Raw genomic sequence first — 23,746 nt, 5'->3', positions numbered from 1 at the left:
GCGGGGCTTTTTCTTGGCCTTGTGTTTTGCCTGTGCTGGCCTCTTCGCGGCTAAAGCCGCTCCCACACTGATCGGGGCATTTCCACCGATCAGTGTGGGAGCGGCTTTAGCCGCGAAAGGGCCGGCACTGGCAATGCATCAATAAAGGTTAGGCTCCATCTCCAGCTCAACCCCGAACCGCTCCAGGATATCGGCCTGGATGCGTTGAGCCAGCGCATGCATCTGCGCCCCGCTCGCCTGGCCGTAGTTGACCAGCACCAGCGACTGCAAGCGATGAACACCGGCATCCCCCTCGCGACGCCCCTTCCAGCCCGCCTGCTCGATCAACCAGCCCGCCGCCAGCTTCACCTGGCCTTCGGCCTGAGGATAAGCCACCACGCCAGGGTAATGCGCACGAATACGCTCGACCTGCGCGGCCGACACCACCGGGTTCTTGAAGAAGCTCCCGGCATTACCCAACTCCGCAGGGTCTGGCAGCTTCTCGCGGCGAATGCTGCAAATGGCATCACTGATCGCCTGGGCAGTCGGCTCGGTCGCGCCCTGCTCCGTCAGGCGCTGGCGCACCGGGCCGTAATCGAGATGGGCCTGCAGGCTATGGCTCAAGGCGAAGCGCACACGCAAGATCAACCAGCGGCCAGGGTTGCGCTTGAACACGCTGTCGCGATAACCGAAAGCACAGTCCGCCAAACCAAACTCACGCAGCTCACCTGTCTCGCGGTCCAGCGCCGTCAGGCCGGCAAACACGTCCTTGATCTCTACCCCATAGGCGCCCACGTTCTGCATCGGCGCGGCGCCCACGGTGCCAGGGATCAGGCTAAGGTTTTCAAGCCCGCAATAGCCCTGCGCCAGCGTCCACTGCACGAACGGGTGCCATGGCTCACCCGCCTCTGCCTCGACCACGATACGTTCGCCATCGTCGCTGAGCACACGGCGACCACGGCTGGCCATGTGCAGCACCAGCGCATCGATGTCACGGGTCAGCAGCAGGTTGCTGCCGCCGCCGATCACCAGCACCGGCAGGCCCTGCTGATGCGCCTGGCTCAACGCCTGACGTACCTGCTGGTCATCCTGCGCCTGGCTGAAATAGCGGGCTTTCACGTCGATGCCGAAGGTGTTGTACGGCTTGAGCGATACCTGCTCCTGCCACTGCACTGTCATAGCCGCCCCTTGATTTCCAGCACCAGCGCCTGGCACGCCGACTCGACCAGGTCCAGCACCTGCTCGAAGCCGTCTGCGCCGCCGTAATACGGGTCTGGCACTTCATCCAGCGCAGCACCATAGCGGCGCAGGAACAAGTCAAGCTCGCCCACTGCGTTGTGCGGGCGCAGGGCGCGCAGGTCGCGCAGGTTGCTCTCGTCCATCGCCAGAACCAGGTCATATTCGGCGAAGTGCGCCGCCTTGACCTGCTGGGCACGCTGCTGCGAAAGGTCGTAACCACGCGCCAGCGCCGCCTTGCTGGTACGGCTGTCAGGCGCCTTGCCCACATGCCAGTCACCCGTGCCGGCAGACGCCACCTGCACCTTGTCGGCCAGCCCGGCGGCCTGCAATTGGTGGCGCAGCACGCCTTCTGCAGTGGGCGAACGGCAAATGTTGCCCAGGCACACGAACAAAACGCGCATCAGGCCTCCAGCAAGCGCCGTACGCGCTCCAAATCTTCAGGGGTATCCACACCCACGGCGGGCGCCTCGATGGCGTCCTCGACATGAATGCACACGCCATGCCACAGGGCACGCAGCTGCTCCAGCGCTTCGGTCTGTTCGAGCCAGCATGGCCCCCAGCCAACGAAGTCCTGAAGGAAGCCGACGCGGTAGGCGTACATGCCAATATGGCGGCGATACGGCACGCCCTGCGCCAGCACATTGCGGTCCTTGGCAAAGGCATCGCGAGCCCAGGGCAGCGGTGCGCGGCTGAAGGTCAGGGCCAGGCCGTTCTTGTCACTGACCACCTTGACCGCGTTGGGGTTGAACACGGTTTCCGGCTCATGGATCGGCTCGGCCAGGGTGGCGATGCCAGCCTCCGGATGCGCCGCCAGGTTGGCGGCCACCTGGTCGATGATGACCGGCGGAATCAGCGGCTCGTCGCCCTGCACGTTGACCACGATGGCGTCAGCCGGCAGGCCCAACTGAGCGGCCACTTCGGCCAGGCGGTCGGTGCCCGACTCGTGGTCGGCGCGGGTCATCAGCACTTCGGCACCGAAGGCCTGGCAGACTTCGAAGATGCTGGCGTCGTCGGTGGCAATGACCACGCGGCTGGCGGCGCTTTTGCGCGCCTGCTCCCACACATGCTGCACCATCGGCTTGCCGGCAATCGGCAGCAGCGGCTTGCCCGGCAGGCGCGTGGAGCGCAGCCGGGCGGGAATCACTACCGTGAAGTCCAGGCTCATTTGTCCAGACGCTCGTCGTCGGTCAGGGTGCGCGCCTCGCTTTCCAGCATGACCGGGATGCCGTCGCGGATCGGGTAGGCCAGGCCGGCGCCCTTGCTGATCAGCTCGGTCTTGTCGGCGCTGAGCTTGAGCGGGCCCTTGGTGATCGGGCAGGCCAGGATATCGAGCAGTTTGGTGTCCATTGGAGGCTTCCTTTAGGCCAGGTGGCCGGAAATTGAAAACGGGCTCAGGGCTTGCGCAGCAGGCGCTGCAGCTGGCTGTCGAACCAGGCGCTGAACGCCGGTGTGGGCTGCGCCTCGACGGCCAGGTACCACCAGTCGTCAGCGGCGAAGGCCCGGCATTTCACCGCATCCTTCTCGGTCATGACCAACGGCAGCGGCGGGCTGAACGCCAGGCTCTGGGCGCTGAACTGCGCATGGTCGGCGAAGGGGTGCGGCACCGGCTGCCAGTTTAGCCCCAGCAGGGTATTGAAGAAACGTTGCGGGTTGCCGATACCGGCCACCGCGTGCAGGCGCTGACCTGCGGGGAAATGGTCGAGCGCGCGGTGCTCGCCGCTGCGCAGGTTGACCAGTGCGGACGGCTGCAGGCAGAAGCCAAAACCTTCGGTGCGGTCTGTGCTGGCGCCATTGAACAGCACCGCGTCCGCAGCCTGCAGGCGCCCGGCCGGCTCACGCAACGGGCCGGCGGGCAGGCAGCGGCCGTTGCCCAGGCCACGGGCGGCATCGATCAGCACCAGTTCCAGGTCGCGGGCCAGGCGGTAGTGCTGCATACCATCGTCACACAGGATCAGGTCGAGTGGTTCACTGGCCAACAGCGCCTGCACGGCACGGGAGCGGTCGGGGTCGATCATCAGCGGCACGCCAGTGCGCTGCACGATCAGCAGCGGCTCATCACCGGCCTGCCCGGCAGCTTGATCGGCCTGCACGCGCCAAGGCAACTGCGGCGGCTTGGCGCCATAGCCCCGGCTGACCACACCCACCTTCAGCCCCTGCTGGCGGCAGTGTTCGATCAGCCAGAGAATCATCGGCGTCTTGCCGGTGCCACCGACGGTGATGTTGCCCACCACGATGACCGGCACCGGCGCCCGGTAGCTGGCACTTTCACCGCTGAGAAAACGCGCCCGTTTACGTGTGACCACGCGGCGGTACAGCGCCTCCAGCGGGCGCAGCAGGGCCAGCGCAGGGTGCCCATTGTACCAGGCGGCGAGCAAACGGTCGGCGAAAGCCATCAAGGCGTGCCCTGGGCCGCCTCGACGGTGGTCATGCGCAACTGGCTGAAACCGAGCTTGCCGGCGGCATCCATTGCAGTGACCACAGCCTGATGCGGCGTCTTGCCGTCGGCACTGATGGCCAGCGGCAGCTTGTTGTCGCCGCCCGACTCACGCTCGATGGCTTCGCTCAAGGTGGCCAGGTCGCTTTTAGGCAGCAGGTGGTTGTTCACCGAATACACGCCTTCGGCGCTGATGGTGATTTCCACCAGCTTGCCCTGGTCGGCAGGCGCCTGCTCGGCGCTGGCGGCCTCGGGCAGCTCGACACGCAGCTGGGTCTCACGGGTGAAGGTGGTAGTCACCACGAAGAACAGCAGCAGGACGAACACCACGTCGATCAGCGACGCCAGGTTGATGTCGACGTTCTCCCGCTGGCGATTGCGCCGGAACTTCACGCCTTGCCTCCGGCCACTTCCACTTCGCGATCGCCCTGGATCACTTCCACCAGCTTGATCGCTTCCTGCTCCATGCCCACCACCAGCTCATCAATGCGGCGCAGCAGGAAACGGTGGAAGAATACGGCCGGGATACCGACCATCAGGCCTGCTGCGGTGGTCACCAGGGCCTTGGAGATCCCCCCGGCCAGTACGGCGGCGTTGGCGGTCATCTGCGAGCCCATGAAGGCACTGAAGATGTCGATCATGCCCAGCACAGTGCCCAGCAGGCCCAGCAGCGGGGCCATGGCGGCAATGGTGCCGAGGGTGCTGATGTAGCGCTCCAGCTCGTGGATGACGCGCGAGGCGGCTTCCTCGATGCACTCTTTCATGATTTCGCGGCCATGGCGCGAGTTGGCCAGGCCTGCGGCAAGGATTTCGCCCAGCGGCGAATCGGCGCGCAGGGCCTTGAGCTTGTCACTGGTCAGTTGCTTGTCCTTGATCCACATCCACACCTGGCCCAGCAGGTGCGGCGGGGTGACGCGACTGGCGCGCAGGGTCCACAGGCGCTCGACGACGATAGCCATGGCAGCGATGGAACTCAGAATGATCGGCAGCATCATCCAACCACCGGACTTGACCAATTCCCACACAGTAAACGCCCCTTCGGAAAAAGGCCGCCACTCTACCATAGGCGCGCCGAGGGCTCATCTGCCGGAGGTCAGGGAATTGGGGTTGGGGTTGGGTTGCGGTTTGGGCTGACAGGTGTCCGCCCCCCTAATCCAGTTGAGCCCGCCAGAGCCGCCGCTGCCGGCGCACGCCCTCAACCTCCCCCTGCCGCCCCAACACCAACCGCAATGCCCCGTCCACCGCCGTGTCATGCACCGCCAGCCCATGCCGCCGGTAACGCTCCACCACCTGCACATGCGGGTGCCCGAAGCTGTTGTTACGCCCTCTCGAAATCAATACCCCCCGCGGTGCGGTAGCACGGATGAACGCCTCGGTGGACGAACTGCGGCTGCCATGGTGCGGTGCCTGCAACCAGTCGATGCGCGGCGCTTCAGCGTCTGCCAGCCAGGCCCGTTCGGCAGCGGCTTCGATATCCCCCGCCAGCAACAGGCGCTCGCCCTGCGCCTCTACCAGCAAGACACAGGAGCGGTCATTGCTGCTCTGCCCGTCTGCCCAGCGCCATAGCGAAAAACGCACACCATCCCACTCCCACCGTTCATCACCGACGCAAGGCTGCAATGGCACATCCTCCAGCGCTTCCCCGCCGATCAGCCGCCTGACCGGCAGACCACGCTGTATGGCCGCAGCACCGCCCGCATGGTCGGCATGCGCATGGCTGATCACCATCAGGTCAAGGCTGCCCACCCCCAGCTTGCGCAAGGTCGGCAGCACCACCCGCTCGCCCAGGTCGGTTTCGCCTCTGGCCGGCCCAGCGTCGTACAGCAGGCTGTGATGCCGGGTACGCAACAGCACCGCCAGCCCTTGGCCAACGTCCAGTTGCCAGACCTCGACCTGCCCTAGCGGCACCGGCTCCCTGGGCACCCAGAGGGCCAGCAGCATCACCCCCCCCAACCCACGCAACGGCACACCACGGGGCAGCAAAACCAACAGCGCGCCCAGACACACCAGCAGCCAGGCCCACAGTGGCAAGGCCGGCGGCACCCATGCCGGGCGCTGCTGTGCCACCAGCGCCAGCAGCTGGAACAGCCCATCCAGCAGGCCTCCCGCCAGCCACAGCAGCGCCTCCCCTACCCCGCCCAGCGGCAGCAGCACCGCGCCCAGCAACGCCAACGGCAGCACCGCCAGGCTGACCCATGGCACCGCTACAAGGTTCGCCAGCGGCGCACTCAGGCTCACCGGCAAGCCAGTAGCCAACAGTACCGGTAGCAAACCGATGGCAATTACCCATTGCGCACGCGTCCAGGCCTGCCAGGGCCGCCAACCGCCCAAACGGGCACTGAAGCAATAAATGAGCGTGGCCACGGCGGCAAACGACAGCCAGAACCCAGGCAACAATGCCGCCAGCGGTTCGACCAGCAACACCACGACCAGCGCCAGCAACAGCGGCAACAGTGCACCGAGGTGGCGAAAACGCAGACGCCAGAGCAACACCACGGCCAGCATCAGGCAGGCGCGCTGCACTGGCACGCCCGCACCGGCCAGCCAACCGTACGCCAGCGCAGCGGCCATGGCCAGGCCACACGCCCAAGGCAGCCACGGCAGCCGTACAGGCCACAGCCCCCAACGCGCCAGCCCGGCGACCAGGCCATACAGCAAACCGGCCACCAGGCCGATGTGCTGGCCAGAAATCACCAGCAGGTGCACCGTGCCAGTGGCCTGCAACGTCTGCCAGTCCTCCCGGGCCAGGCCCGCCCCATCGCCCAGCACCAGCGCCACCAACGCCGCCGTTCGGCCATTGGCCTCGACTGCGAGCAAGCGCTGACGCAGCGCATCGCGCCAACCACCGGTTACTGGCGCCAGCAGCTGCCCTGCCTTGACCGTGCCCGTGGCACCCACCCGCCGCGCCAGCAGTTGCGCTTCGCGGTCCGGCCCATGCGGGTTCAACAGCCCGGCCGGGCGCTGCAAGGTCACGGCCAGCCGCCACTGCTCGCCCGCCCGCAGAGGCGGCCCACCGAACCAGCTCAGTTGCAGGCGCTGCGGCAGCTCGGCCCGCCGCGAGCGTGCCGCGTCCAGCTCGAAGCGCACACCTTGTGCCGTTCGGGCCGGCAAGCCGACCACCCGCCCTTCCAGCCACAAGGTGCGGCCATCCAGGCCGGCAGCCAGGCGATCATCAAGGGCCAGCTGAGCAGACCCGCAAGCCCAACACAAACCCAGCAGAAAACAACCCAACGGCCACACGCGGGTGAACAGGCTGGCGACAGCGCAGGCAGCCAGCGCGATCAACCATCCGACCGATGGCAGTACGGGGAGAAAGCCCAGGCACAACAGCCCGAGCGCGAGCGCAAACATCCCTGTGCGCATGAGGTAGAGCTCCAGAAAGCAAATCACCCTCTGAGGCATAGCCCAATTGCCGGCAACCCTTGCTCAACAATTGTCACAAACTCTAAACGAGGCTGAATCCGAATCAGGGCATACTGCCCGGATAAACGCTCCGGGAGCCTACATGCCGCGCCGACTTTTCAAACGCTACATGCCGGACCCGACCAGCATTCGGGAACACAAGTCCTTACGCTTTTTCGGCAAACTGCTGCACGACCCGAACCTTTGGCACCTGAACCGCCATTCGGTGGCACGGGCCATGGGTGTAGGCCTGTTCGCAGCGTTGATCCCGATGCCGGCGCAAATGCTGCTGGCCGCCGCGCTGGCCATTCCGGTGCGCGGCAACCTGCCGATCGCCGTCAGCCTGGTATGGCTGACCAACCCGCTGACCATGCCGCCGGTGTTCTTCGTTACTTACATGACCGGCGCCTGGCTGATGCAGGTGCCGCCGCGCACCCTGCCCGACGAGCTGACTTTCCAATGGATCACCGACCAGCTGTCGACACTGTGGCAGCCCTTCCTGCTCGGTTCGGTGGTGTGCGGCGTGGTGCTGGGCATCGCCGGCTACTTCGCCACCATGCTGTACTGGCGCTGGTGGGTGGGCCGGCAATGGCGCCGTCGCCAATGCCGGTGCAAGGCCTCAGGCCCGCATGCCGCGGCCGCTGACCAGCAAGCGAACGCACACCCCATAGAGCACTGCGGTGGCGACCAGCATGAAGGTGATCGCCGTACCAATGCTGATATCCGACACCCCTAGAATGCCGTAGCGGAACGAGTTGACCATGTGCAGCACCGGGTTGGCCAGCGACACGGTCTGCCAGAACGGCGGCAGCAGGTTGATCGAGTAGAACACCCCGCCCAGGTAGGTCAGCGGCGTCAGCACGAAGGTGGGGATGATCGAAATATCGTCGAAGTTGCGCGCAAACACCGCATTGACGAAGCCCAGCAGCGAGAAGATGGTGGCCGTCAGCACCACCACAGCCACGGTCACGCCCAGGTGATGCACCTGCAGGTCGGTGAAGAACATCGACAGGATGGTCACGATCACCCCCACCGCCAGCCCGCGCAGCACGCCACCCAGCACATAACCCACGAGAATGGTGTGCGGCGATACCGGCGACACCATCAGTTCTTCGATCGAGCGCTGGAACTTGCTGCCGAAGAAGCTCGACACCACGTTGCCGTAGGAGTTGGTGATCACCGACATCATGATCAGCCCCGGCACGATGTACTGCATGTAGGTAAAGCCGCCCATGTCGCCGATCTGCCGGCCGATCAAGTTACCGAAGATGACGAAGTACAGCACCATGGTGATGGCTGGCGGCAGCAAGGTTTGCGGCCAGATGCGCAAGAACCGCCGCACTTCACGGTAGACGATGGTGTTCAGGGCGACCCAGTTGGTGCGCAGTTCCACACTCATACGGCCACCTTCGACAGGTTTTTTTCCACCAGGGACACGAACAGCTCCTCAAGCCGGTTGGTTTTGTTGCGCAGGCTTTGCACCTCAATGTTCTGCAGCGCCAGCTGGCCGAACAGTGCGGTGATGCCAATGTCCTTTTCCACCTGCACCTCAAGGGTGTGCGGGGTCAGCAGCCGGCACGGGTAGCCTTGCAGCACCGGCGCGCTGGCCAGGTCCTGCTTGAGGTCGAGCACGAAGGTTTCGACATGCAGCTTGCCCAGCAACTGGCGCATGCTGGTGTTCTCGACGATGGTGCCGTGGTCGATGATGCCGATGTTACGGCACAGCTGCTCAGCCTCTTCCAGGTAGTGAGTGGTGAGGATGATGGTGATGCCTTTCTGGTTCAGCTCGGTGAGGAAGCTCCACATCGAGCGGCGCAGTTCGATGTCCACACCTGCAGTCGGCTCGTCGAGGATCAGCAGGCGCGGCTCGTGGATCAGCGCGCGGGCAATCATCAAGCGGCGCTTCATGCCGCCCGACAGCGAACGCGACTGCACATCACGCTTGTCCCACAGGCCCAGCTGGGTCAGGTACTGCTCGGCGCGTTCCTTGGCCACCTTGGGCGGGATGCCGTAGTAGCCGGCCTGGGTCACGACGATGTCGAAGGTTTTCTCGAACTGGTTGAAGTTGAATTCCTGCGGCACCACGCCCAGGCAACGCTTGAGCGCCGAGGGCTCGCGGTCCAGGTCATGGCCGAACACATTGACCGTGCCGCTGGTTTTGTTCACCAAAGTGGACAGGATGCCGATGGTGGTGGATTTGCCGGCGCCGTTAGGGCCGAGCAGGGCGAAGAAGTCGCCTTCGGCAACATCGAGGTCGATGCCTTTGAGGGCCTGGAAGCCGTTGCCGTAGGTCTTGGTGAGCTGTCGGATGGACAGGGCGGAACTCATAGCGGGTCACTTACCGAGGAAAAAGGTGCAGGACACGCCAGGTAAAGTCACTGGCGCAGTGAGTGCGGCCAATGGTGCAAGGCCAGGCCGCACAAGTACAGTCACATCTATTGATAATGACTATCGAAGCAGGGTCAGGTGAGCGCGGTCATCACCGCAGCCTGGTAGGCCGGGCGTTGTTTCAGGCGTTCATACCAGGCTTCCAGGTGGTACATGGCCGGGCGCTCTATGGGCATTTCGAACCAGGCATAGATGAAACTACCCAGTGGGATGTCGCCCATGCCGATCTGGTCACCGGACAGGTACGGCTGTTTGGCCAGGGTTTCATCGGCAATGGCCAGCAACTGGGCGCACTGCTTGTGCGCGGCGTTGATCGCCACCCAGTCGCGCTGGTCTTCCGGGGTGCGCAGCAGGCCCCAGAACAACGGGCGGAACGGTGTGGCGAAGGATGAGGTGGTCCAGTCCATCCACTTGTCGGCCAGGGCGCGCTGACGCGGGTCTTCCAGGTACCAGCCTTGCTCGGCGCCGTACTCGGCGCACAGGTAGCGGACGATGGCGTTGGACTCCCACAGGGTCAGGTCGCCGTCTTCGAGCATGGGGACCAGGCCGTTGGGGTTGCGGGCGCGGTAGTGCGGCTCGTTGACCACGCCGAAGGCGCCGCCGGCGTCGATGGATTCGAAGTCCAGACCCAGCTCGTGGGCGATCCACAGCGCCTTGCGCACATTGCTCGAATTCTTGCGGCCCCAGATCTTCAGCATGGCAACGTCCTTATGAAATGCGGTGGTGGTGCAGTCTACTCCAGACCTTCGCCGCCTGTACCGGCCCTTTAGCGGGCATGCCCGCGAAAGGGCCGGTACAGGCGAACAATGAACTGAAACTCCCGCTGCCACACCCTGTCACTGTTCTGAACATGCCGCTCACAGCATTGCGTCTAAGCTGTCTGGGACGGCTAAGCCCCTGGTTCCAAGGAGGACCGATTATGTTGCTGTTGTGGTTGGTAGTGCTGGTGATTGGCGCGGCGTACCTCACGCATCGGCGCCTGGCGCCCTTGCAGATTCTCGGCATCATGGCTGCCTATGTGCTGCTGATGGGCATTTTCAGCAGTGCGCCCGGCTGGCTTTTGGCTGTGATCTGGATCGTACTGGCCTTGAAGGTCGCCCTGGTTGCGCTCCCGGAGTGGCGCCGCAAGGTGTTCACCGGCCCGGTGTTCAACTGGTTCCAACGCACCCTGCCGCCCATGTCACAAACCGAGCGCGAAGCAATCGATGCCGGCACGGTGTGGTGGGACGGCGAACTGTTCAGCGGCCGCCCCGACTGGCGCACCTTGCTGGCCTACCCGGCACCGAAGCTGACCGAAGAAGAACAAGCGTTCATCGACGGCCCCACTGAAGACCTGTGTGCGATGGTCAGCGACTGGCAGATCGGCCAAGACCTGGACCTGCCGCCCGAAGCCTGGGATCACATCAAGCAGCATGGCTTCTTCGCGCTGATCATCCCCAAGGAATACGGCGGCAAAGGCTTCTCTGCCTACGCGCACTCGCAGGTGGCGATGAAACTGGCCACACGCAGCGGTGACCTGGCTTCCACCGTAATGGTGCCTAACTCTTTGGGCCCGGCTGAACTGCTGCTGCATTACGGCACCGATGAACAACGCAACCACTACCTGCCACGCCTGGCCCGCGGCGACGAGATCCCCTGCTTCGCCCTGACCGGCCCGCTGGCCGGCTCCGACGCCGGCGCCATGCCCGACACCGGCATCATCTGCAAGGGCCAGTGGAATGGCGAAGAAGTGCTGGGCCTGCGCCTGAACTGGGAAAAGCGCTACATCACCCTGGGCCCGGTCGCGACCTTGCTGGGCCTGGCCTTCAAGGCCCATGACCCGGACCACCTGTTGGGTGACGAGGAAGAGCTGGGCATCAGCCTGGCATTGATCCCCACCGATACGCCCGGTGTCGAGATCGGCAAACGCCACCTGCCGTTGGGCGCCGCCTTCATGAACGGCCCCAACAGCGGCAAGGACGTGTTCGTACCGCTGGACTTCCTCATCGGCGGCCAGGCCATGCTCGGCAAAGGCTGGATGATGCTGATGAACTGCCTGTCGGTGGGCCGCTCAATTTCCCTGCCTGCGGTTGGCACCGGCGCGGCCAAGTACACCAGCCTGGTGACCGGCCAGTACGCGAACATACGCGAGCAGTTCAACGTGCCGCTGGCGGCCTTCGAGGGCATCCAGGAATCGCTGGCACGCATCGGCGGCAACGCCTGGCTGATGGACAGTGCCCGCCTGCTGACTGCCAAGGCCGTGGACCTGGGCGAAAAGCCTTCGGTGCTGTCGGCAATCCTCAAGTACCACCTGACCGAGCGCGGCCGTGAATGTATCCAGCACGCCATGGACGTGCACGGCGGCAAGGGCATCATCATGGGCCCGAACAACTATCTGGGCCGCAACTGGCAGGGTGCACCGATCTTCATCACCGTCGAAGGCGCGAACATTCTCTCGCGCAATCTGATGATCTTTGGCCAGGGCGCCATCCGCTGCCATCCGTTCGTCCTCAAGGAAATGGCCGCGGCTGGGCACGAAGACCGTGAGCAGGGGCTGAGGACGTTCGATGATCTGCTGCTCAAGCACATCTCGTTCGCCGTCAGCAACGCGGCCAGCACCTTTGTCCTGGGCATTGGCCTGGGTCATTTCGAGCGGGCGCCGGGCGATGCCTTGAGCCAGGGCTACTTCCGCGCCTTGAACCGCCAGGCCGCAGCCTTTGCCCTGCTCGCCGACCTGTCGATGCTGCTGCTGGGCGGCGCGCTCAAGCGGCGCGAACGGCTGAGCGCCCGGCTGGGTGATGTCCTGAGCTACCTGTACCTGTCCAGCGCCGGGCTCAAGCGTTACCACGACCTTGGTTCACCCGAATACATGCAACCCCTGCTGCGCTGGGCCATGGAAGAAAGCCTGGGCCAGGCAGAAAAAGCTCTGGATCGTCTGCTTGACAACTTCCCCAACCGCTTCGTCGGCTGCGCACTACGGCTGTTGGTGTTCCCGTTCGGGCGCCAACATACCGGGCCGAGCGACGAACTGGACGCGGAGGTGGCCGAGTTGATTGGGCGTCACAAGGGTGATCCGGCGCTCGAAGAATTACTGGCGGGCTGCTACCGGCCTCAGGCCGACGGTGATCCAGTTGCGGCACTGCAACGCGCCAGCGACCTCTTGGACGAGACGACGCCACTGCACACGCTGCTGCGTCAGGCAATCAAGGACGGCAAACTGCAGCCAGCCCCTGGCCAGTCGCAGATCGACGCCGGCGTAGCGGCCGGGGTGCTGCAAGCTGGCCAAGGTGAGCGCTTGCACGCAGCCGAGAAAGCGCGGCGAGCGGTAATTGACGTCGATGCCTTCGATAAGGAGGCTCTGCTCATTGAGGAAGGCAAGGTTCGCTGAAAACCGCTCCCCGGTGGCGGACTGACCAAGGGCCGCCACCTTTGGACAATCGATCCGCCGCCAGGGCGCAGCCTGTCACCCGACAGGCGCCCCTTGCTGCCCTCAGCGACGAATCAGGCGTATACTCCGCGGCCGTTTTCAGCTACCCCGAGGACCCTTCCATGGCCAACGCCCACCTGGAATACCACCTGCACCTGCTGCACCACCTGCGTACCATCCTGGTGGCCCTAGGTGAAGCAGAGCAAGTACCGGAAGAAAACCACGCGCTGTTTCTCGAACGCTTTGACGAACTGCTCACGCTGTTGCCACAAGCGCCATTGGAAAGTCAGTACCTCGGTCAGGACCTGCTCTGCCAGGTGATTCAACGTTATCCACAGATCGTCCACCTGGTGCCACGTGACCTGCTGTGGTTCTTCGGTGGCGATTGTCTGCACTTCATGCCCGATGACGAACTCGACCTCTATCAGGAACTCGAAGAGCGCCGGTTTGCCGCCGAGCAGGATGACGAGCCGTTCGACTGGAACCAGGAAAAACAGCTGCTCAGCGCTAATCAGGGTGATCGCCAGCACTGAGCCCCAGTTCAGACCTGTTGCAAGCGCAGCAGGTCAGGGACCGTGAACAACGGTAGCGGGACGATGATCACGCCGAAGCGCCACTCAGTTATATCCTGCAAATCCTCCGCCATCAGTATTGTGACGGCACTCGGACTACGCGATGCTGGGCTGAACACGCCCTGTGCGGATACCGCACCGTTGCCCGCCAATACATGCCACTTGACCATGTTGGCCGGCACCTGCTTCTCGCCGGTTCTGGTCATCCAGCACAGGTTCAGTTGCAGATTACCTGAAGCACTGGAAAACCTTATGAAGTGGGTGGGCTTCACGAACGTGGTCACAAACGTTGCCGCGGCGCGCTGTGAGGCGTTAGCGGCCTGCACTGCATCGACGGCCAGCGGAAGCCCATCGATACTGGTTCGATAAGCGGCAGCAATCACCATGTCGCTGGAGGTGTTGAATGACGCTGCCGGTGCAAGCACCAAGGGGGGCACATAGAAGTAATCGTTGCCTTCTTTCTCGAGACGCCCGCGGGCTTCGCCAGCCAAAGTCCAGGTGGCTCCGCTCAGAGGCGTGCCGACAAACTCCAACCGCTCCTTGGTAGCGCCCGCCGAAACAATCCGTGCCAGAGGAGAGAGGGAATCGACATTGGCAATCACGCTCGGCGCGGGATCGTCTTCAACGGCAAGGGTGCCGGTTCCATAATGAGTAATCCAACCTCCTGCATCTCTTTCGCCACCGACCACTCTGGTCAGCCCGCGAGGCGCGACCAGTTGCTGTAGCCACTGCGCTTCCGCGGGTTCGCGGCCAGCAGCCGCTTCCGGGAAATAGGAAGAAGGAAACAGCGCGGTCACGTAGCTCTTAGATTGCGCCTCATTGCCGCTGGCCTCGTACGAAGCGGGCACAATAGCCGCATAGACAAGAGGTTGCCGGCTGACCGAAAAGTGCACTGGCCATTCCGTTGATTCAGATACTGTTACGTAGATATACAGTTGCTGAAGAAGCTCATTGTTCACGGGCGGAAAAAAACCGATGGCGAGTTTTTTGACTTGTTCGAAGTACGCTTCGTAGCCCGGAGGGGTTACGGTATAACCAGGATCATAAAAGGCATAAGAGGCCGACCCGGCCCACTCGAGTGTGAGATCACCGCCGGTCGCCGCATTGTAACGAAGCCAACTTTTTTCATGTTCCACGGAGACCCTGAGTTTACCCGTGAGCGGCTGTACACCATTAACCGTCACGATCTGTTTCGCCTCAATGCCTGCGCTCGTCAGCACACGTACCAGAGTCTCATCGCGTCGATATATGTAAGCCTCGCTCCTACGAACACCCGTACGAATCAACTCGATCTTATCAAATCGGGTCAATTTGGTTTCCCATACACCGTCGGTCAATTGCTCGACAAGGTACATTGACTGAACAGAGGGAGGGATAGTATGCCACAGACTGTTAAGATCCCCCACCCTGCTCCAGAGCGTGACGACCACGGCGGTTTCGTGATTCGCAGTACTTTCGGTATTCTCAATGCTCATTTCGTAATCCGCATGTAGGATTGGTTACGCTGTACATAAAGCGTCAAATGCACAGAGCGTTCAACTGACATTTTTGCCAGTAGACACCCCCTTTACTGCCTGCCATGCTCCTTACTGTGCATTCAAAGCTGGCCAGATCAATACGCCCTGTTGAATCGAGCAGCGGGTGAATGCAGTACCGCAAACACGTTAATCCCGGGATGTTTGTTATTGGCGAGGCCTGCAGTCTTGAAAGCTGATCACGATAAATGCTCAGACTTTTCCTACATATTTTACCAGGGCACGGCTTTAGCATGCACACGCCAACCAAACCCCTGAATGATTTGGCAAACGTATAGCCGCAGCCTGACAACAACCCGGAGTTCATATGAAAAAAGCCTTACTTGCCCTTGCCTTGGGCATCACCAGTTCCACCACGTTCGCCGCTACAGTCGGCACTGGAGCAATCCACTTCTACGGCAGAATTGATTCAAGTACCTGCCCGATCGAGATCATTGACCCGATCACCGGCAACCCGGAGAGCGGCAACCGTATCCTCATGGGTAATGTCGACGCTTCGCAGTTTACGGCTGCAGGCTCTGAAGCTGCTGCCCGCTCCTTCGGCATGCGCATCACGCCAGGCGGCGGCTGCACTGTCAGCCCTAACGACGTAGCCAACCTGACCTTCACCGGCGCCTTTGGCGGTGCAGGCACTAGTGGTGCGCTGTATGCCCTCGAAGCTGGCGGCGCGCAGAACCTGGCCCTGGTCCTCAAGGACGACACGGGCACTCCGATCGCCAATGGCTCGACTTCCAAGGACTATCCACTGGACCCCACCAAGCCAACCACCATGCTCTTCAGCGCTGCCTATAAGTCGACAGCCGCGGGAGTGACCGCTGGCCCAGCCAACACCAGCGTGCAGTTCGTCGTCGATATTCCTTGAACGGCGCCCCTCGGGCGCACACCCTGCGCCCGATGAGCCTGTCCCCTCTCCAAGGGTAATGCCAGATGAAAAATCACCTGCGTCGCCTTGCCTTGGGTGCCTGCCTGGCAGCTACCTTGTTACCCGCACAGGCAGCGTTGACCGTCAGTACCACGCGCATTGTTTTCGACAGCGACAAGCGCAGCACATCCGTGGTTATCGCCAACCCCAGCCCGCGCCCCTACGCCGTGCAAACCTGGATAAACACCAGTAAGGACGATACCGATACACCGGTGCCGCTGGCCACCTCCCCCGGGCTGTTCCGGCTGGACCCGCGTAAGGAACAGATGGTGCAGATCAGCCGCTTGCCAAACACGCTGCCCAAAGACCGGGAAACGTTGTTTTACCTGAATGTGCAGGAAATACCGGAGGCGAACCCCGAGCAAGCGAACGTGCTCAACATTGCGCTGCGCACCCGACTCAAGCTCTTCTACCGCCCCAGCGAAATCAAGGGGCGGCCCGCCGAGCGTGCTGGCGAGCTGCAGTGGTCTGTGCGCCAAAGCGCAGGGCGGGTGCAATTGGTGGTGGATAACCCGACACCGTTTCACTACACATTTGGCCGCCTGGAAGTCACTGTAGCCGGCAAGACCGAAGCCATCCAGGCCAAGGCCATGGCAACGCCGTTCGCACAGCAGGCCTACGATCTGAAACAGCTCAGGTCGGCCAGCGGGCTGCAGCTGACCTATACCACCATCAATGATTACGGCGTGGCTACCCCCGTGGTGCAAACGCCACTGTCACTTCGCCCCTGAATGATGCCAGCCATGCTGGTTGTACAGTCAACACCTGATCGGGCCGCATAGGGCCCGATTCGTGTTGTTGCCGCAAGCATTCGGCATGAGTCACATCGCCGTACTGCATGACTGAACGATCATGGAGCACTTATGAGAAACATTCTTCTTGCACTGGGACTGGGCATGACCAGCGCCACCACATTTGCCGCGACGGTCGCCACCGGCTCGGTTCACTTCTTTGGCAACGTCGATTCTGGCACCTGCGCGGTCGAGATCATCGACCCGTCAACGGGTCAGGCCGTCAGTCGAATCTTCATGGGCAACGTCGATGCTGCCCAGTTCAAGCAAGCCGATGACGAGGCGGCCAATCGGGCTTTCGGTTTGCGCCTCACCCCAGGTGCCGGCTGCATACTCATACCCGGCGCCAGCGCCACCGTAACCTTCACCGGCAAATACGGCGGCGCAGGTGCCGCCGGTACGCTGTTCGCCCTGGCGCCCGGTGGCAGCACGGGCCTGGCATTGATAATCAAGGATGACCTCGGCGCACCATTAAGCCCCACCGTGCCGTCCCGGCCTTACCCGCTGCATGACACCAAGCCCACCGATATGCTCTTCTCTGCCGCGTACAAGGCCACGTCTGCCAGTGTTACCGCTGGCTTCGCCAATGCCGATATCGGCTTCAATGTGGATATTCCATAGACGCTGCTGCATTGGCTTTTCTGGAAATGCTCCGTTTCGCAAGATTCGGAGCATTTTTTCGTTAGCGCAAATTTAGCGCGGAAAACAAAAAGGGCCGCTGGGCGGCCCTGATCAGCAGTTTTGAAGGAGGCCGCAAGCGCCCTCTTCACACCCACAAGCGTTTCAACTGTCCTGGCTGGCCAGACGGTCCAATGAGTCGTAGCCGTATCCTGCGACCGTACCGTCCAGCAGTTTGACGCTTTGCAGTCGCCCCAATGGGTCGTAGTCGTACGTCCTGCCCTGCTCGTCGGTAGTCATGTTGCCGTCCGGGTCATATGTCAGCGTTACCGATGGCAGATAGTCTGCATGCGTGTTTTCTATACCGGTCAACTGCGCAGGGTCAGCTTCGTTTTCGAACAGATAGGTGGCCTCGTTACTGTCCTGCTTGCCCCCAGCACCGTCGAACGCCGTGTACACCCAGGTAATATTGTCGATGCTGTCAAACAGGAACTGCTGCTCGCGAATGGTTTTGCCGCAGGGATCCTGCGGTGCTTGAGGCCCTTTGCAGGTGTAGCCTTCAAGCCGACCGCGCAGGTCGTAGCTGTACGTTTCCTCACGCAACAGCTCACCGTTCTCGGTCAGAGTGCGCAGCGTGAGCTGGTCCAGCGCACTGTATTTCTGAGTGAGTTCCTGAACACTGCCCGGGAAGGTGAAGCGGCGCAGTTCCTCCCTGCCGAGGTCATCATACTCAAGCTCGGTAAGCAGCCAGCGCTCGCACGCCGCCTCATCCTCATCCTCTCCCTCGATGCCATCGCAGGTCTTGTAGGACTTGAGATTTCCAAGATCGTCATAATCGAACGTGGTCCTTAACCCGCCCAACCAGGTTTTCTCCAGGCGCCCCGCCTTATCGTACTTATAATGTTGCGTCTGCCCGAGCACGTCTTCATACGTCAGTGCACGGCCCTGTAAGCTGGCACCGTAGGTCATGCTCCAGGATTCGCTGCCTACCGTTCGGGTCTCCAGCTTGAGTTCGCCAGTGCTGAAGTAATCACGGGCCACCTCCTGGCCCGGCTCACCACAGTAGGTAAGGCGCGCGTTCTTGCGGTCGTACTTGTACTCTTCGACCGCAGCCTTCTGGGTCTGCCCTGCGCGGGCAGCACGCGGCGAACCTCAGGTTGATCGGTCAGCTGCAGCGTGTAGTCGTACTCAATTTCCCTGTTAGCTGGCGTACGCACCTTCCACGGTTTGGTCTGACCGGCCTCGTAGAACATCACACGTTTGCGACCGCCTGTGATGGACGCGGTCATGCGGTCCAGCCCATCGAACGTCTGCTCACCCAGAACCGCGCCATTCACGGCTATCTTCACCGGCAGATCGGCGCTGCTGTGTGGCGCGTAGTCACGATGCACAACGCTTTTTCTATCAGCCAGTGTCTGATCGACCAGGCGGTCGAACACATCGTAGACGTTTTTGGTCTCGGCGTTACGCGCATCGACCTCCCGAACAGTGCGCCCAAGGCCATCGTAAAAGTACTGATGCTTACTCAGCACCTTATCAGTGCGGTCAAAACGCTGCACAACGTCCGGTTGCTCGAACAAATTCAGGTAAGTCACTGTCTTGCCTTGAGTGAGCTTGCCATTCGCAGACGCGCTCCAGCTCGTCTGAATGGGCAAGTTGCCCGACTCAGACGTGCCAATCGGGTCGGTCTGCTCATAATGCCGCACGCCGTCCGGGCCGATTTCACAGCAGCGTTGGCCCCAATTGTCGTAGCGATACCGGGTTTTCAGCGGCATTTGCTGGTCAGCCAGCCAGTCATAATCGGTTTGTTCCAACAACTGGCCAAGCTCATCGTAGCTCGCCTCATAGCGCAGCCGGAGTGACCTGCGGTTGCCGCTATCGCCGGCATCGGCATCATGGCGCAGCTCGCTCACCACACGACTCAGGCCATCGACCCAAGCAGTGGTACTGACGCCCTTGACATCGGTGGAGGTCTGCGACGCCTGCTGGCCCTCACTGCCTACCAGGTAGTACTCGTAGAAGCGTGAGGCCGTGTAATCAGGCTGGTTGGGCGATACCGTCTCACTGGTCGTACGGTTCAGCGCGTCATAGGTATAGGCGATCTCGATATCTTTGTCGTCACGGTTGAGCAAAGGCTCGCCGGTCAAGATCGAATGCTTGCTCGTAATGACCTTGACCGTATTCCGAGGCAAACCGGTGTCAGCATCGCTGTTGCCATGGTCATAGCCGGTGATCGTTTGCTCAGTCACCAACGCAGGTTCCTGAACAGTTTGCTCCTGCTCGTCGACCTTCACCTTCCTGACGACAACCTCTTTCTCGCCGCCCCCCCCTTTTTTATCGACCACCTCTCTTACGTCGACCTTCTCTTTCTCGTAACTGAAGCTTTGCGTGGTCACGCAACCCTTCATGTCCAGGGTTTGCTTCAACGGGCGGCCATGGCGCAGCAAGTCAGCCACGTCATCCACGGGCTCGATGCGGGTGACCTGCAGAGGCGGCTGCTCTACATCGTCGATCACCTCGCACAGTGAAATCTGCTCTTGCACCAACCAGGTCTCAGCCTCGCCGCCCACTGTGGCGAGCGCCCGATAGCGGTAGCCAGTCCGTAACACAGGGGCTGGAGCATCACCCTGCGGAGCTGGAATCACGGTACTGTGCTTGAGCGAGCGCTCGAACAGCTCCGGGTCGGGCGGGCAGCCATCCTCACCTTCGGCTGCGTAGTATTCATTGACGACACGCTGCCCGTTTGGCTGGATTTCTTCGATGAGGTTACCCAGGGGATTGTAAACGGTTGTGGTCTCTTCGCTACGGGATTTTCCCGGCTTATCAAGCAGTTCCCATTTCCGGGTAGAAACCTTGGGCAACTGGAAATTACCCAGTTGGTCACCCCACGGTTTGGTTACGTCGCCATGGTACTCGGTGAACACGCTCTGAACGTGCCCGGCCTGCCGGGTGATTTCAGCCTCCATCAAGTGAAATCGGTTGTACACCTGCTCTACAGTGCGCAACTCAACCTCTTTACCGTCTTGGTCAAGGCTCCAGATGTGCGCGGTCGAACCGTACTTGTAGCTGGATTGAGCCCTGAACAGGTTGTCTTCGCCGTCATTGCTCCAAGTGATGCCACTGTTGTAACCGACAAAATTGTGGTCAAAGGACTGCTGGGTCTCTGGGTCCACATAAAGGTAGGTATAGGTCGTCTTGGTAGGCTTTTGCCCGGCACCTGGATCCAGCGTATGGGTAGTGACCCGCGGTATGGCCACACGCTCGCCGTTGACAGGTAATACATGGCCATCGTCTTCATAAGCGATGGTTTCCACCGCCCCGGATGGCGAATGCAGTTTCGTCACGCAGGTCAGGCCCTTTATCGTGGCGTAGGCAATGCGCCAGTTGGCAAGGTCCGCGGTCGGCAGGGTGACCTTGTGCAGTTCGCGGTTGGACATTTCCAGCGTATAACGAGCATGCGCTGGCTTGCCTGGGTCAGCATCGGGGTGCACGTCAATGGTCACCCCACCCGTTGCATAGGTCAGTGCCAGCAGCTTGCAAAGCACGTTATCTCTGTCACGGTAGCTGATGCGTTCCAGGTAGCCTGTGCTTGGGCCATAGTCAAGCGAAACTTTATGGCGAGAGCGCGAATAAACCTCGGTCACCAGGTAAACCGGAGAAGTACCGGCTTGTTTGGTCAGCACTTCTACCAAGCCAGACTTATGCACAACACGGTAACGGTCCTGGGGGGCTGTGGGGTGCTGGTTGTCATCATGGAAGTGGAAGGTGTCGAGTTTTTTTTCCCGAATGTCCGGCTGCGCACCGCTACCGGTCACTTTGAACACTTCCCCGGTGTGCAATGTCAGCATGTGGGTACCGGGCACATACTGGGTAAGGGACAAGTTCCAGCCTTTGCCGAAGCCGGAGTCTTCATCATTCATGGGACTGAAGCGCAGGCGCAACGGTAGTTGTGGGCCGGCCAGATCATTGCCGATCAAGGCCGGCAACGCGATGCCCAGCGTATATTGCCCGGTGCGGGGATCTACACTACGCTGGATAAAACTCTGAAAATTGAATGCATTGGAGTGCAGTATATTACGGCTAGCCATAGTGGCCTCCAGACTTGAATAAATTTATTAAGTGCCCTCCGCAAGGGAGGGCCGACATCATCAGAGCGTAAGGATCAGGCAATCACGTGTTTGCGCTTCTTTATCTTCGCCCTCGGGCACGCCAAAATCGAAATGCAACGTATGCTGATGACCCTGCTGATCAATCAGCTCGATCGTGATGGGCTCTTTGAGGTGGCTGTAGTAAGGCTCACCGGTCGCGATATCATCCCAGTGCTTCATGGCGTCAGTACGACGCAAGCTGATCATTAGTTCGCCAGCCCTGGCGCCTAGCGCCTTATTGAGTTCAGGGAGCACGTGACTGCGCTGCTTGGCCATTCGATAAAGCAGCCCATCCATCAACAGCCTCTGATGTTCGGACTCCGGCGCCTTAAACGGAATGAATTGCAGGCCGGTATAACTGCAATAGTGATCGTCCGCCTGCTCCGACGCCCAGCGCAGCAGGCTCTTGTTTGCACCTGGCGGTATGTAGGCACTGATAAACTTGCGCGCAACCCCACCCGCCACAACATGTTTCAGGCGCCAGTAGTCCATCGTATTATCGACATAGATAAAGTCATCACCGGCGATAGGTGACGCGTCACTTTCACCCACAAGTCGTACACGCTCAAACCCGTACTGTTCCCTGGCAAAGTTCAGCGCCGGCCTGGCCTTCACGTTTACCTTGCCTTCTTTCTTCTCTTTTGAATACGTCCACGCATGGCTGTCGGCATTCTGAATGCCAGCATAGATTTCCAACGTGGTTGCTTGTCGAGAGTGGATAAAGAAGCGAACGCGTCTTTCATTATCGCCCAACACCGGCACCGATGCCGCCACCGCAGTGTCACTTGTCGACGGGGGATCGACATCGTTCCTTGAGCGGCTGACAGCCCATTCCATTCCTGACTCTTTGCCGATCCCCCCTTCGTGCGCCTGCAGAAACGGGAGCGTATTGTCCGAACCCATCACCATCAGTTGCAACGTGGCCAGTTCAGCGTCCGAAACGATTGCGTCTTGCCCACCGACAGTTTGTGCCTCCACCCTCACTTCAACTTCAATCTGCTGCCAGCCATTGGCATAACAGGTGTCATGGCCGATTACTACCAGCTCGAACGTGGCCAAATCGGTCCAGCCTTGCTTGTGCGGCACTGCGGCACCGTGGGTCGGGACGAACTCCACCATGGCATAGCCGGCGCGTTCGTCATCGTCATCGGCAATGATCACGCAGACGGGCACTGTCGATTCCTCGTTCGGAATATAGGTACCTGTATCCTGATCGATGTTCCCCTCACCGAGCATTGACCATTTGATCGGACGATTGGAGTTACTGACACTGAAGTTGATCGGCACGCCGGACTGCAGTTGTCCGACATGGCCAGGCTCGATTACCAGGTCAGCCGGCCAGTCCATGATGACCACAGAGCATATGGCTCTCTCGCCAGTTGACTTGTCAGTTACCTGAATATGCTGGACACGGATGAGCGACGCGACATCGTCAGGCTTGTCAGGTTGGAATGTCGCTTTCCCGCCCCCCAGGTCAGTCAGCACGCCCGAAGCGATTCCTAGCAGCTCCCACCGCAACTCTCCGCCGTCGAGGCTGTCGGCACGCAACTCGATAGCCTTCTGACCGCCAACCCAGCTTGCCATACGTGGGGCGATGCTTACCGCTTGCCCCTCCTGCACCAATGCGTGTCGCGTGACCTCCACGCCCTCGTGCTGACAGCGAGCGGTGACCACCACCAATTGCTGATCCTGAACAAAGTCGGCAGCGCCCCGGGCCGTGTAGGTGCTGCCCTGGAATGTTCCGGACACCGCTGGCCGGAACAAGTTGCTTGCCTGCCAGCCTACCTCCCCGGGCGCACCTTGCAGCTGGAAGGCCTGCGGTTGCCCTGCCCGAATACGCGCAACCCCGGGATGGACCGCAAGGCTGTTTTCACCTGGTTGCCAATCCCCGAAAATAACCCAATCAAGCGGGTGGTGGATGTCCTTGCCTGAGAAAACATGATCAATGCCCACCTTGATCGTGCGCAGTACGTCGAGCGGCCCACCTGCACCAAGCGCTTCGATCGTTGGGTCGAGAATGAGCGTAGCCGGCAAGCCGACGGCTTCTTCAGGGATGAGGTAGGGGAATTCGAATTCAGGATCGGGTTGCCCGCCTGCGCGTACGTCGACACCCAGTTTCATGAATACCAGAAGGGCCCCATCGCCCTCACGGTTTTTACCAGCGTCTGCGCCCCATGGCGCGGCCTGCGTTCGCAGCATCATGCGTTCCGGGCTCAGCGGTGCGAAGTCACGCAAGTCAAAACGCACCATGGCATAGCTACGCCGGTAGGCTGGAATATAGCCAAAAGCCTCCTGTAGCTCACGGCCGATCA

Annotated in this window: 20 protein-coding genes and 1 pseudogene; 6 read left to right on the top strand and 15 right to left on the bottom strand. The window is 61.4% G+C overall.

Going from position 1 to position 23,746, the window contains the following annotated elements:
- Window positions 1-138: 138 nt before the first annotated feature.
- The 8 genes from murB to PM2_RS15895 all read right to left on the bottom strand — a co-directional run bounded on the left by murB (window position 139) and on the right by PM2_RS15895 (window position 7,015).
- Window positions 139-1,158: a UDP-N-acetylmuramate dehydrogenase gene (murB, locus tag PM2_RS15930; RefSeq protein WP_028699301.1), complete on the bottom strand. Its 1,020-nt coding sequence runs from the start codon at window positions 1,156-1,158 to the stop codon at window positions 139-141.
- On the bottom strand, window positions 1,155-1,619 hold the full coding sequence (locus PM2_RS15925; protein WP_016715130.1) for a low molecular weight protein-tyrosine-phosphatase: 465 nt from the start codon (window positions 1,617-1,619) through the stop codon (window positions 1,155-1,157). The genes murB and PM2_RS15925 overlap by 4 nt, the downstream gene beginning before the upstream one ends.
- Window positions 1,619-2,383: a 3-deoxy-manno-octulosonate cytidylyltransferase gene (gene kdsB, locus PM2_RS15920; RefSeq protein WP_028699302.1), complete on the bottom strand. Its 765-nt coding sequence runs from the start codon at window positions 2,381-2,383 to the stop codon at window positions 1,619-1,621. Before kdsB ends, PM2_RS15925 begins: the two co-directional genes overlap by 1 nt.
- Window positions 2,380-2,565 carry a Trm112 family protein gene (locus PM2_RS15915; protein WP_003247142.1) on the bottom strand — a complete coding sequence of 62 codons (186 nt, stop codon included), beginning with the start codon at window positions 2,563-2,565 and terminating at the stop codon, window positions 2,380-2,382. The genes kdsB and PM2_RS15915 overlap by 4 nt, the downstream gene beginning before the upstream one ends.
- A 44-nt stretch (window positions 2,566-2,609) precedes the next feature.
- Window positions 2,610-3,611 carry a tetraacyldisaccharide 4'-kinase gene (lpxK, locus tag PM2_RS15910; RefSeq protein ID WP_028699303.1) on the bottom strand — a complete coding sequence of 334 codons (1,002 nt, stop codon included), beginning with the start codon at window positions 3,609-3,611 and terminating at the stop codon, window positions 2,610-2,612.
- A complete protein-coding gene (pocB, locus tag PM2_RS15905; protein WP_012271149.1) occupies window positions 3,611-4,045 on the bottom strand; it encodes a flagellar polar localization protein PocB in 435 nt (144 codons plus the stop codon). The genes lpxK and pocB overlap by 1 nt, the downstream gene beginning before the upstream one ends.
- The gene (gene pocA / locus PM2_RS15900) at window positions 4,042-4,677 is read right to left on the bottom strand and encodes a flagellar polar localization protein PocA (RefSeq protein ID WP_016391244.1); all 636 of its coding nucleotides are present in this window, start codon (window positions 4,675-4,677) and stop codon (window positions 4,042-4,044) included. Before pocA ends, pocB begins: the two co-directional genes overlap by 4 nt.
- Before the next feature lie 124 nt (window positions 4,678-4,801).
- On the bottom strand, window positions 4,802-7,015 hold the full coding sequence (locus tag PM2_RS15895; protein ID WP_028699304.1) for a DNA internalization-related competence protein ComEC/Rec2: 2,214 nt from the start codon (window positions 7,013-7,015) through the stop codon (window positions 4,802-4,804).
- Window positions 7,016-7,157: 142 nt separating this feature from the next.
- Between PM2_RS15895 and PM2_RS15890 the strand changes: the two are divergent.
- Window positions 7,158-7,664 (top strand): annotated as a pseudogene (locus tag PM2_RS15890) (DUF2062 domain-containing protein); the annotation flags it as partial.
- A 9-nt stretch (window positions 7,665-7,673) separates the two neighbouring features.
- On the opposite strand, the gene PM2_RS15885 reads toward PM2_RS15890, so the two are convergent.
- The 3 genes from PM2_RS15885 to PM2_RS15875 all read right to left on the bottom strand — a co-directional run bounded on the left by PM2_RS15885 (window position 7,674) and on the right by PM2_RS15875 (window position 10,140).
- Complete coding sequence (locus PM2_RS15885; RefSeq protein WP_016715125.1) at window positions 7,674-8,453, bottom strand: ABC transporter permease; 780 nt, start codon at window positions 8,451-8,453, stop codon at window positions 7,674-7,676.
- Entirely contained in the window at window positions 8,450-9,382 is a 933-nt protein-coding gene (locus tag PM2_RS15880) for an ABC transporter ATP-binding protein (protein WP_016715124.1), read from the bottom strand. Before PM2_RS15880 ends, PM2_RS15885 begins: the two co-directional genes overlap by 4 nt.
- Window positions 9,383-9,516: 134 nt before the next feature.
- On the bottom strand, window positions 9,517-10,140 hold the full coding sequence (locus PM2_RS15875) for a glutathione S-transferase (RefSeq protein WP_016715123.1): 624 nt from the start codon (window positions 10,138-10,140) through the stop codon (window positions 9,517-9,519).
- A 221-nt stretch (window positions 10,141-10,361) separates the two neighbouring features.
- Here PM2_RS15875 and PM2_RS15870 point away from each other — a divergent pair, with 221 nt between their 5' ends.
- Both PM2_RS15870 and PM2_RS15865 read left to right on the top strand, forming a co-directional pair.
- A complete protein-coding gene (locus PM2_RS15870) occupies window positions 10,362-12,809 on the top strand; it encodes an acyl-CoA dehydrogenase (protein ID WP_016715122.1) in 2,448 nt (815 codons plus the stop codon).
- Between the two features lie 161 nt (window positions 12,810-12,970).
- The gene (locus PM2_RS15865) at window positions 12,971-13,381 is read left to right on the top strand and encodes a PA2817 family protein (RefSeq protein WP_016715121.1); all 411 of its coding nucleotides are present in this window, start codon (window positions 12,971-12,973) and stop codon (window positions 13,379-13,381) included.
- Between the two features lie 8 nt (window positions 13,382-13,389).
- Here the strand turns inward: PM2_RS15865 and PM2_RS15860 are convergent, their stop codons facing one another.
- Window positions 13,390-14,895 (bottom strand): hypothetical protein, encoded by a 1,506-nt coding sequence (locus PM2_RS15860; RefSeq protein ID WP_016715120.1) that lies wholly within the window; start codon window positions 14,893-14,895, stop codon window positions 13,390-13,392.
- A 367-nt stretch (window positions 14,896-15,262) separates the two neighbouring features.
- Between PM2_RS15860 and PM2_RS15855 the strand changes: the two genes are divergently transcribed.
- From PM2_RS15855 to PM2_RS15845, 3 genes are all read left to right on the top strand, one after another.
- Window positions 15,263-15,817, top strand: a complete 555-nt coding sequence (locus PM2_RS15855; RefSeq protein ID WP_016715119.1) for a fimbrial protein — start codon at window positions 15,263-15,265, stop codon at window positions 15,815-15,817.
- A gap of 65 nt (window positions 15,818-15,882) precedes the next feature.
- Entirely contained in the window at window positions 15,883-16,608 is a 726-nt protein-coding gene (locus PM2_RS15850; protein WP_016715118.1) for a fimbrial biogenesis chaperone, read from the top strand.
- Window positions 16,609-16,740: 132 nt separating this feature from the next.
- Entirely contained in the window at window positions 16,741-17,289 is a 549-nt protein-coding gene (locus tag PM2_RS15845; RefSeq protein WP_016715117.1) for a fimbrial protein, read from the top strand.
- A 162-nt stretch (window positions 17,290-17,451) separates the two neighbouring features.
- On the opposite strand, the gene PM2_RS29530 is transcribed toward PM2_RS15845, so the two are convergent.
- The 3 genes from PM2_RS29530 to PM2_RS30985 form a co-directional block, all read right to left on the bottom strand.
- Window positions 17,452-18,255 carry an RHS repeat protein gene (locus PM2_RS29530; RefSeq protein WP_051564701.1) on the bottom strand — a complete coding sequence of 268 codons (804 nt, stop codon included), beginning with the start codon at window positions 18,253-18,255 and terminating at the stop codon, window positions 17,452-17,454.
- 17 nt (window positions 18,256-18,272) lie between these two features.
- Entirely contained in the window at window positions 18,273-21,374 is a 3,102-nt protein-coding gene (locus PM2_RS15840) for an RHS repeat domain-containing protein (RefSeq protein WP_051564702.1), read from the bottom strand.
- Window positions 21,375-21,434: 60 nt separating this feature from the next.
- Window positions 21,435-23,746, bottom strand: a 2,312-nt coding sequence (locus PM2_RS30985) for a hypothetical protein (RefSeq protein WP_042132125.1), incomplete at its 5' end; no start/stop codon positions are given.

Source organism: Pseudomonas monteilii NBRC 103158 = DSM 14164, assembly GCF_000730605.1.
GTDB lineage: Bacteria > Pseudomonadota > Gammaproteobacteria > Pseudomonadales > Pseudomonadaceae > Aquipseudomonas > Aquipseudomonas monteilii.
This window is presented reverse-complemented; position numbering and strand designations above follow the sequence as displayed.